This window comes from Spiroplasma endosymbiont of Seladonia tumulorum (assembly GCF_964020235.1).
Taxonomy (GTDB): domain Bacteria; phylum Bacillota_I; class Bacilli_A; order Mycoplasmatales; family Mycoplasmataceae; genus Spiroplasma.
In genome coordinates, this window is sequence record NZ_OZ026545.1 from 1,398,925 (window position 1) to 1,415,586 (window position 16,662).

The 16,662-nt window shown below is 25.4% G+C and carries 24 protein-coding genes and 1 pseudogene; 14 read left to right on the forward strand and 11 right to left on the reverse strand.

Annotation, left to right across the window (positions count from 1 at the left end; genetic code table 4):
- Positions 1-187: 187 nt before the first annotated feature.
- The 11 genes from AACL22_RS08890 to AACL22_RS08940 form a co-directional block, all read right to left on the reverse strand.
- Entirely contained in the window at positions 188-1,117 is a 930-nt protein-coding gene (locus AACL22_RS08890) for a hypothetical protein (protein ID WP_338991496.1), read from the reverse strand.
- A complete protein-coding gene (locus tag AACL22_RS08895; RefSeq protein WP_338991500.1) occupies positions 1,117-2,370 on the reverse strand; it encodes a hypothetical protein in 1,254 nt (417 codons plus the stop codon). The genes AACL22_RS08890 and AACL22_RS08895 overlap by 1 nt, the downstream gene beginning before the upstream one ends.
- 14 nt (positions 2,371-2,384) lie before the next feature.
- The gene (locus AACL22_RS08900) at positions 2,385-2,654 is read right to left on the reverse strand and encodes a hypothetical protein (protein ID WP_338988785.1); all 270 of its coding nucleotides are present in this window, start codon (positions 2,652-2,654) and stop codon (positions 2,385-2,387) included.
- Positions 2,655-2,669: 15 nt separating this feature from the next.
- Positions 2,670-3,230: a hypothetical protein gene (locus tag AACL22_RS08905; RefSeq protein WP_338991503.1), complete on the reverse strand. Its 561-nt coding sequence runs from the start codon at positions 3,228-3,230 to the stop codon at positions 2,670-2,672.
- Positions 3,231-3,239: 9 nt separating this feature from the next.
- On the reverse strand, positions 3,240-3,605 hold the full coding sequence (locus AACL22_RS08910; protein WP_338988789.1) for a hypothetical protein: 366 nt from the start codon (positions 3,603-3,605) through the stop codon (positions 3,240-3,242).
- 12 nt (positions 3,606-3,617) lie between these two features.
- A complete protein-coding gene (locus AACL22_RS08915) occupies positions 3,618-4,034 on the reverse strand; it encodes a hypothetical protein (protein WP_338990158.1) in 417 nt (138 codons plus the stop codon).
- A gap of 86 nt (positions 4,035-4,120) precedes the next feature.
- On the reverse strand, positions 4,121-5,152 hold the full coding sequence (locus tag AACL22_RS08920) for a hypothetical protein (RefSeq protein ID WP_338991505.1): 1,032 nt from the start codon (positions 5,150-5,152) through the stop codon (positions 4,121-4,123).
- Between the two features lie 95 nt (positions 5,153-5,247).
- Positions 5,248-6,474, reverse strand: coding sequence for a hypothetical protein (locus tag AACL22_RS08925; RefSeq protein WP_338990163.1), 1,227 nt, complete (start codon positions 6,472-6,474; stop codon positions 5,248-5,250).
- A gap of 18 nt (positions 6,475-6,492) precedes the next feature.
- Positions 6,493-6,951: a hypothetical protein gene (locus AACL22_RS08930; protein ID WP_338988799.1), complete on the reverse strand. Its 459-nt coding sequence runs from the start codon at positions 6,949-6,951 to the stop codon at positions 6,493-6,495.
- Positions 6,952-6,962: 11 nt separating this feature from the next.
- On the reverse strand, positions 6,963-7,121 hold the full coding sequence (locus AACL22_RS08935) for a hypothetical protein (protein ID WP_338990165.1): 159 nt from the start codon (positions 7,119-7,121) through the stop codon (positions 6,963-6,965).
- Positions 7,122-7,334: 213 nt separating this feature from the next.
- Positions 7,335-8,066: a hypothetical protein gene (locus tag AACL22_RS08940; protein ID WP_338989924.1), complete on the reverse strand. Its 732-nt coding sequence runs from the start codon at positions 8,064-8,066 to the stop codon at positions 7,335-7,337.
- A gap of 870 nt (positions 8,067-8,936) precedes the next feature.
- Between AACL22_RS08940 and AACL22_RS08945 the strand changes: the two genes are divergently transcribed.
- The 14 genes and pseudogenes from AACL22_RS08945 (at position 8,937) to AACL22_RS13855 (ending at position 16,647) form a co-directional block, all read left to right on the forward strand.
- Positions 8,937-9,185 carry a hypothetical protein gene (locus tag AACL22_RS08945; protein WP_338991509.1) on the forward strand — a complete coding sequence of 83 codons (249 nt, stop codon included), beginning with the start codon at positions 8,937-8,939 and terminating at the stop codon, positions 9,183-9,185.
- A gap of 17 nt (positions 9,186-9,202) precedes the next feature.
- Entirely contained in the window at positions 9,203-10,357 is a 1,155-nt protein-coding gene (locus tag AACL22_RS08950; protein WP_338991513.1) for a hypothetical protein, read from the forward strand.
- Positions 10,358-10,521: 164 nt separating this feature from the next.
- Positions 10,522-11,112, forward strand: coding sequence for a hypothetical protein (locus AACL22_RS08955; RefSeq protein WP_338991517.1), 591 nt, complete (start codon positions 10,522-10,524; stop codon positions 11,110-11,112).
- Between the two features lie 12 nt (positions 11,113-11,124).
- Entirely contained in the window at positions 11,125-11,553 is a 429-nt protein-coding gene (locus AACL22_RS08960; RefSeq protein WP_338991520.1) for a hypothetical protein, read from the forward strand.
- Between the two features lie 86 nt (positions 11,554-11,639).
- The gene (locus tag AACL22_RS08965; RefSeq protein ID WP_338991522.1) at positions 11,640-12,074 is read left to right on the forward strand and encodes a hypothetical protein; all 435 of its coding nucleotides are present in this window, start codon (positions 11,640-11,642) and stop codon (positions 12,072-12,074) included.
- Positions 12,068-12,715: a hypothetical protein gene (locus tag AACL22_RS08970; RefSeq protein ID WP_338991525.1), complete on the forward strand. Its 648-nt coding sequence runs from the start codon at positions 12,068-12,070 to the stop codon at positions 12,713-12,715. The genes AACL22_RS08965 and AACL22_RS08970 overlap by 7 nt, the downstream gene beginning before the upstream one ends.
- A gap of 302 nt (positions 12,716-13,017) precedes the next feature.
- Positions 13,018-13,287 carry a hypothetical protein gene (locus tag AACL22_RS08975; protein ID WP_338991529.1) on the forward strand — a complete coding sequence of 90 codons (270 nt, stop codon included), beginning with the start codon at positions 13,018-13,020 and terminating at the stop codon, positions 13,285-13,287.
- A 260-nt stretch (positions 13,288-13,547) separates the two neighbouring features.
- On the forward strand, positions 13,548-14,093 hold the full coding sequence (locus tag AACL22_RS08980) for a hypothetical protein (protein ID WP_338991532.1): 546 nt from the start codon (positions 13,548-13,550) through the stop codon (positions 14,091-14,093).
- Entirely contained in the window at positions 14,074-14,322 is a 249-nt protein-coding gene (locus AACL22_RS08985) for a hypothetical protein (protein ID WP_338991536.1), read from the forward strand. The genes AACL22_RS08980 and AACL22_RS08985 overlap by 20 nt, the downstream gene beginning before the upstream one ends.
- 21 nt (positions 14,323-14,343) lie before the next feature.
- Positions 14,344-14,556: a hypothetical protein gene (locus AACL22_RS08990; RefSeq protein ID WP_338991539.1), complete on the forward strand. Its 213-nt coding sequence runs from the start codon at positions 14,344-14,346 to the stop codon at positions 14,554-14,556.
- Entirely contained in the window at positions 14,556-14,744 is a 189-nt protein-coding gene (locus AACL22_RS08995; protein ID WP_338991542.1) for a hypothetical protein, read from the forward strand. Before AACL22_RS08990 ends, AACL22_RS08995 begins: the two co-directional genes overlap by 1 nt.
- Positions 14,701-15,426, forward strand: coding sequence for a hypothetical protein (locus AACL22_RS09000; protein ID WP_338991545.1), 726 nt, complete (start codon positions 14,701-14,703; stop codon positions 15,424-15,426). The genes AACL22_RS08995 and AACL22_RS09000 overlap by 44 nt, the downstream gene beginning before the upstream one ends.
- Positions 15,360-15,575, forward strand: a complete 216-nt coding sequence (locus AACL22_RS09005; protein ID WP_338991548.1) for a hypothetical protein — start codon at positions 15,360-15,362, stop codon at positions 15,573-15,575. The genes AACL22_RS09000 and AACL22_RS09005 overlap by 67 nt, the downstream gene beginning before the upstream one ends.
- A 93-nt stretch (positions 15,576-15,668) precedes the next feature.
- Positions 15,669-16,647, forward strand: a pseudogene (locus tag AACL22_RS13855) (IS30 family transposase).
- The last annotated feature ends 15 nt before the right edge of the window (positions 16,648-16,662 follow it).

Sequence of the window (16,662 nt, forward strand, 5' to 3'; positions counted from 1 at the left end):
TTTGTTTAAATCTTTTGACAACATTTTCATTAAGAAATGTGGAATTATCTAATTTTCAATTTTCAAATAAACCATCAATTACATCTTCTGGTTTTTGTCCTTCAAATTTTTGGCGCAGTTCAGCCGCTTTATTGGTAGGATTACCTTTTTCATCGTATTTTGCTCCTTGAAATTTACGGTCATAATTTTAACGATATGTTAAATAATTTAATAAAACTTTTTCTAAACCATTTTTATTTACCAAATCTAAAATATCTTTTCCTTGAATATAGTTTTTGGCTATACTTCATGGTAAAAAACTTTCAGTAAATCAATACTGAAATATTCTTACATTAGGGTTTGTTTCAATTGGCATTGATAGTAAAGGTACTAAACTAGCGTTTTCAACTATTGATGATGGATAAGAATAAACACCATTAACATTGCCTCAACACTTAATATTTCCAAATAACATTGATTTAGGGTATTTAATTTCAATCCCAGTAAATACTGTGTCTTCGGGTAATGATTTTTGTAATACTAAATGAATACTATTTTGGTTTTTTCATTTAAAATCAGTTATTTTAACTAAATGCATAGATTTAATAATATTAACACCATCGGGTGAATAAGGGCCTTTGTATTCTTCAATGATATAACATTCATTTTTGTTATCTTCACTAATTGGCTCATTAATAGATACTATTTTTAAGTCATAGGATTCTAAAAATTCTTTGTCTTGTTTTGAAATATCATTAATTAAAATATCTTTTTCATCAATCATAACATAACTTGTGCTATTATCTTGGACTGTGGTATTTTGTTGAATTTGTAATTTAAAGTTAAAATCACTAATTTCATAACCAGTTATTTTAATATATTCATCTTTGTCAATAAAACCTATTTTAACGCTATTTTGAGAGTAATTTAAGATTGGTTTTTGCTTTGTCTTAACAATATTATTAATTTTATAAATATATAAGGTTCTTGCACGGTCTTCAGTAAATAATTGTTCTAAGTCAGGGTTGCTGTACTGCGATTGAGCAGCAAAATCTAACGGAATACTATCGATTGAATAGTCAATTGGTTCATCATTTTCCGCTAATTGTGCTAACATTTTTTCAGATGGTTTTAACATTATTCTTGTTCTCCTTCTTCATTAGGCATATTGATAATAGTTTCGTTGTTTTTTAATTGTCTGTTTAAAGTAGCATTTACTGGTAAGCGAACATCAACAATTAACTCATCAATATTTTTAATATTGAATGTTCTACTGTTTAAAATCGCATTATCATATTTAATTAACTTAATAATGAATTCAGTTAATTTAATTTCTCTAATATATATCATTTGTTCATATGATGCGTTTGTTTGAATATTTACTCCCGCAACTTCTGCTTGTGTTTGTTGGGCTCCCTTAGCAATGGCGGGAACATGATGGCGATTTATTTTATAGTAATTAGTTAATAATCAATCATATATTTTGGTTAATTGTTCACCTTTAAAATTACCCGCAATATAATCTACTGGTTGAAAATTACTATCAGGGTCTCCTTCAACTAATAACAAGTCATTTTCAATAAATAAAGCTAGCATTTTACTAATTTCTTGGTCAACTACACCAGTCACGCCGTTAGTATTAATAATAAATTTACCACTATTTAATAATGGATCTAACATTATCTTTTCAGCAATAATATCTAAAATACTAGCAAATTGTTTACCATAACGAGCAGAAGGCTCAAAATTAGGGTTATTAGGAATAATTTGAATTGGAATAAAATTAAGTGGTAATATTTCTTCTCTTTGTAAAGTTGTATAGTTATTTCATTTAGCATCATCAATATATAAGTCGGTAATAGTACTATATAATCGTGTTTTTAACTTTCTAATAACTTTAACTTGTTTAGTTACAGCATCAATCTCTAATTTTTCAGTAATAAAAATACTCTGGTCATTTTTAATATAAGAGTCATAATCAAAAGTACAAGATACTAAATTACCTAATTCATCATATTGGTCATTGTAAAAATCAATAGTAATAAAATTAAGTTTTGAATTATTAACAAAAATAAAGTATGTACCCCTACCATTCTTATTAATTTTATATTCGTTATATCAATTTTTATTAGTAAAGTCTTGCATCTTTAAAAAGTTATTAATTAATTTAGTATCTAATTGTTGATTAGTAAGTGGATTATAAATGCTAATTCCTAAATCTCGTGGATTTAAAAAATTAGCATTATCTTCACAAATTCTTTTTTTTAAAATCTCATTATGTTTTTGAACAGTAACATTTTTACGATTAGTAATAGTTGATGCTAAATTAAGATAATAACTATCAATATCATAATCTTTTTTTATTTTCTTTTTTGCTGGTAACAATCCCATTTATAACTTCCCCTTTATTTTGTTTCTTCTTTTTTAATAACATCTTCAATACTATCTTCTTTTTGTTTTTTGTTATGTGTTTTGATAAATCTAATTGTTTCAATAATCAAAACTATAATTCCAGCTCCGATAAGCATTGCTGAAACAATAACATATGCCGGTCAAGAAATACCTAATGTTTTTTCTCCTATAAAACAAATAATAATTCCTGCGATAAAAAACAATGATGAAACTCCAAAGATTTTCAAAAACATAATTACATCTTTAATATTTACTTTTGACATAATAACATCTCCTTTCTAATTTACCTTTTTTCTTTCAATAAACACAAATCCCAAAGGTCTAAATGTTGCTGGACCATTAACTCCAATATTAATCAATCCATCAGGATTAATAGATAATGCTAAACATGCACTATTAACACCTATTTGATCATATATAACACCTATTGTTTGTCTAAAACTATGCCTTGTTTGCAACATCCCTTGACTTTTTAAATCTCCTTTGATATTTTTTCCTGAGGCTCAAATTCTATAAATATAATTTTCTTTATCAAAATTAGGAATAGTATATCCTTTTTGTCCAACTTTAAAATCACTAGTATCAACAATTTCTCAATCTGGAACTTTTGGTATAACAATTGATTTTTTTAATTCATCTAAAATTTCTTCTTTTATTTTTGCAAGTTTTTCATCTTTAATTTTTTCTATAACAAGTTTATCTAATAAAGCATCAACTTCTAATTGAGTATAATATGCTTCTAAATCAATCATTGTTAAATCAATACCTTCTTTTTGAAAAGTACGAAACATTTTTTTTAAAGTTGTTAGATTAGCCAATGATTTTGCATAGCTAGGCAATAGACCTTGTTAAGTAATCATAGGGTCATTTTGCGATGAATAATTAATATCACCAACACTCATATTTGCCGAAGTAAAAAATTCAATTGGAATGCGGTTAAATGTTCAATGCTCAATCGTAATAAACACCATATTAATACAAATTTTCTTTAATAATGGATCTTTAAATGTTTCAAACTTTAGTTTTGAAAATGGATAGTTTAAGTAAGAATTAATCATATTTTTGGCTCTTAAAGCAAATGTTTTAAATCATAATTCTACATCACCTTTAAAGAACTTATTATAACGAACTGGAACTTGTGTAATTTTACCTGTCATTGGAATAAAATTATTATAATTTTCCAAAGTAACATTTTGTCATAATTCATTTAACATTTAATCATCTCCTTATCATTTACTTTTTTTAAAATATATTTTCTTTAATATAAATTTTTTACTATTTAGTAATGTTTTTGTTTTAATTGTTTTGTTTAAATCTTGTTTTGTTCTGAGTTGTTTATATGCTTGAAATACTAGTCCATTACCTAACAAACTAGTAACCACACTATCTTCTAGCGTATTTAACAATTTATCTTTATTAAAGTTATTTTTAAATTGTTCTTGCATTTTTAATATCTTAGCAATTATCCGATATATTTTAAAACTATCTTTTACTACTTGCTGATAAACAAGTGGGGCAAAAGAAACTAAATTAAACAAACTTGTTTTTTTAAATCCCCAACCAATAAACCACTCACTGTTCATATAGAATTTAAACGGTTCAGGAGCCAAAACAAACTGTTCTGCTTTGATTAAAGTTGTCATAACGACAATAGGGACATATTTAGGATTTTTATAATATATTGTTAAAGCAACTTCTCCCGCAACTGATAATGGAACAATTTTTACTGCTAAAAAAACATCAGAACCATAAGCAAAGGGTAATAATTGGCCTTTTTTAATAGCTTTAGTTTCAAATTTAGAGAATATTTTTTAGTTTTATCAGTAATTTTATTAATTACTTTTTGTTTAATTGTAATTATTTGTTTTTCAATTGGAGCTAATAATTTTTTAGTTACTTTTTGAATATAAAAATTTGGGTTTAAATGATTTAAAATTTTATTTAATTTAATTGGTGTTTGGTGAAAAATATTTAATAATTTATTATTATATATTTTACTGCTCCGCATTAAATTAGCATTTAATAGTAGATTTTTACCAACACCTTTTTTATGAAGATTAGTCATAATGTTATATCACTCATTAGTATTAATTTTGCTTATTTTATCAATATTTAATCCATATTCATATAACAATTTATTAGCATTTTTTTCATTTACGCGCGGTATTTTTTGAACTAATGTAGGGCTTATTTTTTGAATATTTTTCTCAATTTTTAATAAATTATTAATTGTTTCTAAATTAGAAACTTTAAAACCTTTATAAAAATCATTTCGGGCCAATTTACCAAATGTATATAATAAAGTTTCATTATTAGCCTGCTTTGTAAAATCAAATATTAATTTAGAAGATAAAATCTTTTTGCCTGTAACTTGTTTTACAACATCTTCTAAATTATTAGCAGTTATTACACCTAATTTTTCAAGTAATTTAGTTTCTTTTGCTAATTTTAAAATTCTAGTTGTTCGAGCAGCACGCGTTAATTTACCAACACCGCCAATTGCTGGAAACAAATTTAAGGCGGTACTTTTTGCTGTTACTTCTGATGTTAATTTATCATATATTTGATTTACGGCAAAATCGGTTGCTGTTTCTACTCCAAACGAAATAAATGCTGCGGCAAAATTAGATAATCCCGTACCAAGACCAACAGCCGAAGCAATACCACCAGTTAAAACTGATAAACCAAGAGCTAAAACTTGAATTCCTAAAAATTCTAATAACTGTAAACCAAAATTTTTTTCTTGTTGTTGGATTGACAATCTAGTTGGATTTTTTTAACAGCATAAATAAGAGCTGTTTTAGATGTTCTAATTGGCATATCTATCAAACGAAAAAGTACGATTTTTTAGTACTATTAAGAATTTTTAATTTTAACATCAATCGGAGATGTTTGACCAGTAGCGTTGTTTTTACCTTCAATTTGAACAGAAACAGTTTTATCATTTGTAATATTAATTGGTCAATCTTCACCTTTACTTTCAATAAAGTAATCAAAATCACTTTCAGTTAAAGAACTATTTACGGCTTTAACTGCTTTTAAAACAACATCTTTAAATTGTGGTTTTAACTGTTCGGCTGTTGTTTGTGTTGGATTTACAACATGAATAGTTGGTTTATCTAATTTATTAATTTTACTAATATCAATTTTTGTAACAATATGTTTAATAATTCCTTTAGGTTCAACTACTGCTCCACCTAAATATAAAACTCTTTCCATAATTAAAGTATTACCCATTCCAGTACCTAACGCAGCAGCACCAACCCTTAGCGGAGTATGGTCTTTTTTGCGTAAAATAAGAGGATCATATTTTTTACTAAATTTAAAGGCAATTGCATTAACTCCGTTTGGTAATAATTCAATTGTTCCTTCTGAACCATCTTTATTAATAATTGGTAATTTTTTAGGAACCATATAATATGTTGTTCCTTCAACAGTTTTCATTGCTCCACTTGTTTCAATTACGCTATTTATTTGGTCATTTGCGCCAAGTTGTAACTGTAATTTATTACGAATTCCACGAATAAAATCTGCCGAATCCAAGACAACTGTTTCTGATGGGGTAAAGCCATTTTCATATATTTTATCCATAATTTCATCGTGGATTTGTAAAGCATTTGTATCATCTGATTTTTGTCCTTGAATAGTTGTAACAGTTCCTTTATTAATAATTTCTAAAATTTTATTGCGTTTATAAGCAACTTCAGTATCCATTGCTTGCTCAATATCAGCCGCCCAAAGATTAGGATTAAAATCATTTTCTACAGGGTCTAATTTACGAGCAAAAGTTAAAATTGTATCTAATTCAACTGTTCCATCTTCAAACTTTACTTCAGTATAGTTTAAAAGACTGTCATCAGTATTAAATACTTTTTTATCTTTTCCTATACCTTCATTATATTTAATATTTTTCTTTCTTTTATATGTTAAACCAAACTTATTTGCTTCTTTTCACGCAAATAATGCCTCTCAGCTAAATTTTTGTTGATAAGTTTGTAAATATCATTGGTCAAATGATTCACAATCTTTTTGTGTTGCTTGATTAACAATATCGCCGAATATTCTTTGTGGATTTTGTGCCATAATTTTATACCTTCTTTCTTATTTATTAAATACATTGTCTGTATCTAAAATATTGTTTTCTTTATTTTCTGATTTTGGTACGCCACCAGTATTAACTGTTTGTACCTTAATTAATTCATCATAAACACTCTGCAATTGTACTTTAATGATTTCAATATCATCAGTAATATCATAAGATTTTAATAAAACATTTTTAAAATCTTCATTATCAGTTAAAGAATTAATAAAATCAATTACTTCAATTTGTTTTAATTGAATTGTTTGTTCTTCAATTTGTGAAGTTAATTCAGTATTTTTTGTTTGTAGTTCGTTGATTTGTTGATTACTATTTTCTAAATTACTTGCATTAAATTCTTCAACTTCAACAGTATTTTCTAAAATAATTTCAGCAGTTTTAATATCTAAACTACCATCTTCATTTTTAATAGGTTCATTATTTTTATCAATAAGAACAAATTTTACATTTTTTAATGCCATTGTTTTTCCTCCTATTTTTTAATACTTGTATTTGTTCTTTTTCTAATCGCTTTTTGTATAATTTCGAAACTATCGACTCGAAAAGATAAAAAATAGCGTTTAGTTTTTATATTTAACTGATTAAATACTGAGCCTTTAATTTTTATCTCATCATCTTTTTTTAATTTCAAAAAAGCAGATACAACTGACGGATTATAAATTGATAATGTTGAGTAATTTAATCCTTCTCACTGACATTTCGCAGAACAAGCATCAACTTCAACACCAGCAGCAACCAGTGCCTTAATTTTAGTTTTAATTGGGTTTTCATGTAATCTAACAGTTAATTCTAATTTATTAACTTTTTTATTTTAGATTTATTAGTTATTGATTTTTTAAGTAAATTACTTTTTGTTTGTGCCATTTTTATCAACTCCTTCTGTTATAAAATATTGTAAATGTTTTCAAGCATCGTGTTCGTGCTCTGTCATTTTAATATTTCCTTTATAAATATAATTTTTCTTAACAACTGGCGATTGTAAAACATAATTTAAATTAAATAGATATTTACATAAAACTTTTAAACCACCAATAAATTTAGGAGTAGCTAATGGATTTTTTATTTTTAAACCTTTATTAAGTTGATAATCTTCAATTATTACAATAACTTTATTTAAATAAGAACAAATTTTATTTTTAAACTCATTTAATATTAAATACATATTATTTATTGCTTCTTCTTCATTTTTAGAATTAAAAGTAATATTATTAATTATTTTCTTTTGCAAAACATTATAAATAATCATACCAGTTTGTCCAATTCCAGCAGGGTCAATTGCAATAATATATTTTAATTTATTTGTTTTATTTTTTTTGTCAATTTGTAATATTTTTCATCCATCGGATGCTAAATCTAAAATATCGTTAATTTTGTAATGTTGCATATAAGAAGCAATTACATCTCAATTGTTTTTAAATAAAATTAAGTACATTTTGGCTCATTCTAAACATTGCAAATCATAATGCTTTTTATGATGTGAAATACGACAATTAACAGGCTGACAATTAACTCAATCAAATGACGTTGTTATTTCATTTCAAGTTTTATTAATATACAAACTTTTATATTCTGTCATTTATCTATACTCCTTAATTATTTTTATTTGCTGCTCAAATTTCATCATTAATATCATTTACCGTTACTAGATAAGCTCGTATCATTAATTCTTGTAATTTATTTTTAATTTTTTTATTTCATTTTTTCATCAAATATTTTCCTTTCTGTAAAAAAAACATAATATTCCTTTATTGGTTAATATTTTGATATTTAGTAAATAATTTATTTTAGTATTTAATTACTTCGCCCCCGCTTCACTTTGAAGGTGAGCGGGGGCGGGATAAGATATTTTGATAGAGTTTACCCCCATACGGAAATAAACAAAGAAACAGTTTACCCAGTTATTAATTACGCTTCATCCATCCCTAGACAACTTTATATAAAGAAAATAACCTTTTGGAGTTCCAACCCTCTTGTTTTTTTAGTGTCCGATATTGTTTTTTCGGTTTAACAGCACTCTTTTTATGAAAACAAGCAAAAAACACGCGCTCTGACATTTCGCAAGTGATTAATCTTGCCGAGAATTAAAGAAATAAATAGGAGTAGTAAATCCAATCGCTTTCACACTTTCTTTAAGGCTTCGTGCCATAGATGAGTTATTCATCTTTAAGCATCAAAATATTAAATTTTAAGTGCCGCATTATTCATCGGATAATACCTTTATTGAAAGGATTTATAAAAATATTGTTTATTTTGTGTAGGGAAAACAGAATTTAATCTGTTTTTTTATGATAAAAGTTCTAAATTTAAAGATACTATCCGATGAATAATGCAAATAAATTTATGTTTTTTAATATAAAAATAAAAAAAAACAATCTCACAAGAGTTGTTTTTTGCCGGTTCATCGTACAGGACGCCTGTGCTTATCCAGTAACTGCAAATAATATTAATGATGAAATTTGATCAACAAATAAAAAAATTAAGGAGTATATATAATGACAGAATATATAATGAAGATTTTAAAAATGTTTTATTAAAATCTTATGATATTACTGATGATATTGAAATCATTAAAACACAATTGCAAAGTGTTTATGATGAATTAATTAAGGTACAAACAGTTAATACTGGGGGCGTACCAAAAGTAGTAAACAAAGAAAACAATATTTTAGATACAGACAATGTATTTAAAAAATAGAAAGAAGGAATAAAAATATGGATCCAAAAACAATTTTTGGCGATATTGCTAATCAAGCAACACAAAGAGACTGAGAAACATTTGAACAATGATATTTACAAACTTATCAACAAAAATTTAGTTGAGAAGCTTTATTTGCGTGAAAAGAAGCAAATAAATTTGGTTTAACATATAAAAGAAAGAAAAATATTAAATATAATGAAGGTTTGGGAAAAAATGGACAAGTATTTAATACCGATGATAATCTTCTAAAATATTCAACAGTAGAATTTGAAGATAGAGTTGTTGAATTAGATACAATTTTAACTTTTGCTCGTAAATTAGACCCTGTAGAAAATGATTTTAATCCTAATCTTTGGGCGGCTGATATTGAGCAAGCAATGGATACTGAGGTTGCTTATAAACGCAATAAAATTTTAGAAATTATTAATAAAGGAACAGTTACAACTATTCAAGGCAAAAAAGCAGATGATACAAATGCTTTACAAATTCATGATGAAATTATGGATAAAATATATGAAAACGGCTTTACTCCATCAGAAACAATTGTTTTAGGTTCGGCTGATTTTATTCGTGGAATTCGTAATAAATTACAGTTACAACTTGGAGCAAACGACCAAATAAATAGTGTAATCACAACAAGTGGAGCAATAAAAACTGTTAAAGGAACAACATACTATATGGTTCCTAAAAAATTACCAATTATTAATAAAAATGGTTCAGAAGGAACAATTGAATTATTACCAGATGGTGTTAATGCAATTGCCTTTAAGTTTAGCAAAAAATATGACCCTCTTATTTTACACAAAAAAGATCATACTCCGTTAAGAGTTGGTGCTGCTGCGTTAGGTACTGGAATGGGTAATACTTTGATTATGGAAAGAGTTTTATATTTAGGTGGAGCAGTGGTTGAACCAAAAGGAATTATTAAACATATTGTTTCAAAAATTGATATTAGTAAAATTAATAAATTAGATAAACCAACTATTCATGTTGCAGACCCAACAAAAGCAACAGCCGAACAGTTAAAACCACAATTTAAAGATGTTGTTTTAAAAGCAGTAAAAGCAGTAAATAGTTCTTTAACTGAAAGTGATTTTGATTACTTTATTGAAAGTGATGGTGTTGATTGACCAATAAATATTACAAATGATACCAAGGTTTTTGTCTAAATTGAAGGTAAAAAAACGCTACTGGTCAAACAAATCCGATTGATGTTAAAATTAAAAATTCTTAATAATACTAAAAAATCGTACTTTTTCGTTTGATAAATGATATGCCAATTGGAACATCTAAAACAGCCCTTATTTATGCTGTTTAAAAAAATCCAACTAGATTGTCAATCCAACAACAAGAAAAAAGTTTTGGTTTACAGTTATTAGAATTTTTAGGAATTCAAGTTTTAGCTCTTGGTTTATCAGTTTTAACTGGTGGTATTGCTTCGGCTGTTGGTCTTGGTGCGGGATTATCTAATTTTGCCGCAGCATTTATCTCGTTTGGAGTAGAAACAGCAACCGATTTTGCCGTAAATCAAATATATGATAAATTAACATCAGAAGTAACAGCAAAAAGTACCGCCTTAAATTTGTTACCAGCAATTGGTGGAATTGGTAAATTAACGCGTGCTGTTCGAACAACTAGAATTTTAAAATTAGCAAAAGAAACTAAACTACTTGAAAAATTAGGTGTAATAACTGCTAATAATTTAGAAGATGTTGTAAGGCAAGTTACAGGTAAAAAGATTTTATCTTCTAAATTAATATTTGATTTTACAAAGCAGGCTAATAATGAAACTTTATTATATACAATTGGAAAATTAGCCCGAAATGATTTTTATAAAGGTTTTAAAGTTTCTAATTTAGAAACAATTAATAATTTATTAAAAATTGAGAAAAATATTCAAAAAATAAATCCTAAATTAGTTTAAAAAATACCACGCGTGAATGAAAAAAATGCTAATAAATGATTGTCTGAATATAGATTAAATATTGATAAAATAAGTAAAATTAATACTAATGAGTGATATAACATTATGACTAATCTTCATAAAAAAGGTGTTGGTAAAAATCTACTATTAAATGCTAATTTAATGCGGGGCAGTAAAATATATAATAATAAATTATTAAATATTTTTCATCAAACACCAATTAAATTAAATAAAATTTTAAATCATTTAAACCCAAATTTTTATATTCAAAAAGTAACTAAAAAATTATTAGCCCCAATTGAAAAACAAATAATTACTATTAAACAAAAAGTAATTAGTAAAATTACTGATAAAACTAAAAAAATATTATCTAAATTTGAAACTAAGGCTATTAAAAAGGGTCAATTATTACCTTTTGCTTATGGTTCTGATGTTTTTTAGCAGTTAAAATTGTTCCTTTATCAGTTGCGGGTGAAGTTGCTTTAACAATATATTATAAAAATCCTAAATATGTCCCTATTGTCGTTATGACAACTTTAATCAAAGCAGAACAGTTTGTTTTGGCTCCTGAACCGTTTAAATTCTATATGAACAGTGAGTGGTTTATTGGTTGGGGATTTAAAAAAACAAGTTTGTTTAATTTAGTTTCTTTTGCCCCACTTGCTTATCAGCAAGTAGTAAAAGGTAGTTTTAAAATATATAGGACAATTGCTAAGATATTAAAAATGCAAGAACAATTTAAAAATAACTTTAATAAAGATAAATTGTCAAATACGCTAGAAGATAGTGCAATTACTAGTTTATTGGGTAATGGACTAGTATTTCAAGCATATAAACAACTCAGAACAAAACAAGATTTAAACAAAAAAATTAAAACAAAAACATTACTAAATAGTAAAAAATTTATATTAAAGAAAATATATTCTAAAAAAGTAAATGATAAGGAGATGATTAAATGTTAAATGAATTATGACAAAATGTTACTTTGGAAAATTATAATAATTTTATTCCAATGACAGGTAAAATTACAAAAGTTCCAGTTCGTTATAATAAGTTCTTTAAAGGTGATGTAGAATTATGATTTAAAACATTTGCTTTAAGAGCCCAAAATATGATTAATTCTTACTTAAACTATCCATTTTCAAAGCTAAAATTTGAAACATTTAAAGACCCATTATTAAAGAAAATTTGTATTAATATGGTGTTTATTACGATTGAACATTGAACATTTAACCGTATTTCAATTGAGTTTTTTGCTTCGGCAAATATGAGTGTTGGTGATATTAATTATTCTTCACAAAATGACCCTATGGCAACATGACAAGGTCTATTGCCTACCTATGCAAAATCATTGGCTAATTTAACAACTTTAAAGAAAATGTTTCGTACTTTTCAAGAAGAAGGTATTGATTTAACAATGATTGATTTAGAAGCATATTATACTCAATTAGAAGTTGATGCTTTATTAGATAAACTTGTTATAGAAAAAATTAAAGATGAAAAACTTGCAAAAATAAAAGAAGAAATTTTAGATGAATTAAAAAAACAATTGTTATACCAAAAGTTCCAGATTGAGAAATTGTTGATACTAGTGATTTTATAGTTGGTCAAACTGGATATAATATTCCTAATTTTGATAAAGAAAATTATATTTATAGAATTTGAGCCTCAGGAAAAAATATCAAAGGAGATTTAAAAAGTCAAAAGATGTTGTAAACAAGGCATAGTTTTAGACAAACAATAGGTGTTATATATAATCAAATAGGTGTTAATAGTGCATGTTTAGCATTATCTATTAATCCTGATGGATTGATTAATATTGGAGTTAATGGTCCAACAACATTTAGACCTTTGGGATTTGTGTTTATTGAAAGAAAAAAGGTAAATTAGAAAGGAGATGTTATTATGCCAAAAGTAGAAGTTAAAGATGTAATTATGTTTTTGAAAATATTTGGAGTTTCATCATTGTTTTTTATTGCAGGAATTATTATTTGTTTTATAGGAGAAAAAACATTAGGTATTTCTTGACCAGCATATGTTATTGTTTCAGCAATGCTTATCGGAGCTGGAATTATAGTTTTGATTATTGAAACAATTAGATTTATCAAAACACATAACAAAAAACAAAAAGAAGATAGTATTGAAGATGTTATTAAAAAAGAAGATAAAAAATAAAGAGGTGTTATAAATGGGATTATTACCAGCAAAAAAGAAATTAAAAAAAAGAATATGATATTGATAGTTATTATCTTAATTTAGCATCAACGATTACTAATCGTAAAAATGTTACTGTTCAAAAACATAATGAGATTTTAGAAAAAAGAATTTGTGAAGATAATGCTAATTTTTTAAATCCGCGAGATTTAGAAATTAGCATTTATAATCCACTTACTAATCAAAAAATAGATACTAAATTAATTAATAGCTTTTTAAAAATGCAGGACTTTACCGATAAGAATTGATATAACGAATATAAAATTAATAAGAATAGTAAAGGTGCATATTTTATTTTTGCTAATAATTCAAAACTTAATTTTATTACTATTGATTTTTACAATGACCAGTATGATGAATTAGGTAATTTAGTATCTTGTACTTTTGATTATGACCCTTATATTAAAAATGACCAGAGTATTTTTATTACTGAAAAATTAGAGATTGATGATGTAACTAAACAAGTTAAAGTTATTAGAAAGTTAAAAACACGATTATATAGTACTATTACCGACTTATATATTGATGATGCTAAATGAAATAACTATACAACTTTACAAAGAGAAGAAATATTACCACTTAATTTTATTCCAATTCAAATTATTTCTAATAACCCTAATTTTGAGCCTTCTGCTCGTTATGGTAAACAATTTGCTAGTATTTTAGATATTATTGCTGAAAAGATAATGTTAGATCCATTATTAAATAGTGGTAAATTTACTATTAATACTAAATGGAGTTACTGGTGTGGTTGACCAAGAAATTAGTAAAATGCTGGCATCATTTATTGAAAATGACTTGTTATTAGTTGAAGGAGACCCTGATAGTAATTTTCAACCAGTAGACTATATTGCTGGTAATTTTAAAGGTGAGCAATTAACTAAAATATATGATTGATTATTAACAAATTACTATAAAATAAATCGACATCATGTTCCCGCCATTGCTAAGGGCGCACAACAAACTCAGGCAGAAGTTGCTGGTGTAAATATTTAAACAAACGCATCATACGAACAAATGATATATATTAGAGAAATTAAATTAACTGAATTTATTATTAAGTTAGTTAAATATGATAATGCTATTTTAAACAGTAGAACATTCAATATTAAAAATATTGACGAGTTAATTGTTGATGTTCGTTTACCAGTAAATGCTACTTTAAACAGACAATTAAAAAACAACGAAACTATTATCAATATGCCTAATGAAGAAGGAGAACAAGAATAATGTTAAAACCATCTGAAAAAATGTTAGCACAATTAGCAGAAAATGATGAACCAATTGACTATTCAATTGATAGTATTCCGTTAGATTTTGCTATTCAATCGCAGTACAGCGACCCTGATTTAGAACAATTATTTACAGAAGCCCGTGCAAGAACCTTATATATTTATAAAATTAATAAATCTTGTTAAGACAAAACAAAAACCAACCTTAAACTATTCTCAAAATAGCGTTAAAATAGGTTTTATTGACAAAGATGAATATATTAAAATAACTGGTTATGAAATTAGTGATTTTAATTTTAAATTACAAATTCAACAAAACACCACAGTCCAAGATAATAGCACAAGTTATGTAATGATTGATGAAAAAGATATTTTAATCAATGATATTTCAAAACAAGACAAAGAATTTTTAGAATTCTATGACTTAAAAATAGTTTCTATTAATGAACCAATTACCGAAAACAATAAAAATAAATGTTATATTATTGAAGAATATAAGCGTCCTTATTCACCTGATGGCATTGATATTATTAAATCTACCCACTTAGTTAAAATAACTGATTTTAAGTGAAAAAATCAGAATAGTATTCATTTAGTTTTACAAAAATCATTGCCAGAAGATACAGTATTTACTGGCATTGAAATTAAATACCCTAAATCAATGTTATTTGGAAATATTAAGTGTTGAGGCAATATCAATGGTGTTTATTCTTATCCATCATCAAATATTGAAAATGCTAGTTTAGTACCATTATTATCAATGCCAATTGAAACAAACCCTAATTTAAGAGTATTTCAATATTGATTTACCGAAAGTTTTTACCATGAAGTATTGCCAAAAATTATATTCAAGGTGGTGATATTTTAGGTTTAGTAAACAAAAATGGTTTAGAAAAAGTATTATTAAATTATTTAACATATCGTTATAATTATGACCGTAAATTTCAAGGAGCAAAATACGACGAAATCAAATGTATTAATTATTCATTACCCGTAATGTTCAACTATTTCATTTAAATTCATTATTATCTTATCATCATTAAATTTAATGTCAATAATTTACTTTTTTTTATTGTATTATGTAAATATTTTAAAAAAGGGTAGGAAAAAATGAAAAAGTTTAAACATTTAAGTTTTATTGAAAGATGTAATTTAAAAGAAGCGTTAGAATCTGATATTTTTAAGAAAAAAATGGCACTCTTAATATATCAAAAATAGCAAGATATATGGGTCGTAGTAAAAGTACTATTAAATATCACTTAAAACATTATAAACATATTAAACGATATCATCCTATGCAAGAACATAAACGATATTTAGAAAATCGTAAAAATTGTAAAAAGAAAACTACTTTAACTTTTAAACAATTATTATGATTAGATGAAAAATTTAATAATTTTCATTATACACCTAAACAAATATGTAAATTATATGAAATTGAATTTAATGATAAATTCCCTATGTGTTTTAAAACACTTTATAAATATATTTATTTAGGTTTATTTGGTTTAAATAAACGTAATTTGTATTTTCATAGTAAAAAAAAGATACATAAAGGGAAAAAATATAAACGTGGTAATTTAAGCAATGATTTTAAAACTATTAAACAAGCAAAACATGAAAAAGGTACTTTTGGTTGATTTCAAATGGATACTATTGTTAGTAAAGATAAGAAATCAGCATGTTTAACATTAACAGAAGAATTTACTAAATTTACCTTTTTAAAAAATTAAAAGAAAAAAATTCAACAGAAGTATTAGAAACTTTAAAACAAATTTTTAAAAATAAACTTTTAAAAAAACATTTAAAGGGAATTATAACTGATCAAGGAAAAGAATTTTGAAATTGAAAAGATATTGAAAAATATCTTAAAACAAATGTATATTTTTGTGATAAAGGTAGTCCTACACAAAAACCAATTGTAGAAAGAATGAATAGAGATATAAGGCGAGAATTACCAAAAAGTACTGATTTTAGAATTATTAAACAAGATAAAATAGATTGAATAATTAATACAATTAATGATAAGATAAGACCTTGTTTAAATTGAGAAACACCAACACAGTTATTTAATAAATATATTAAATAAATTTATTAAATAAAA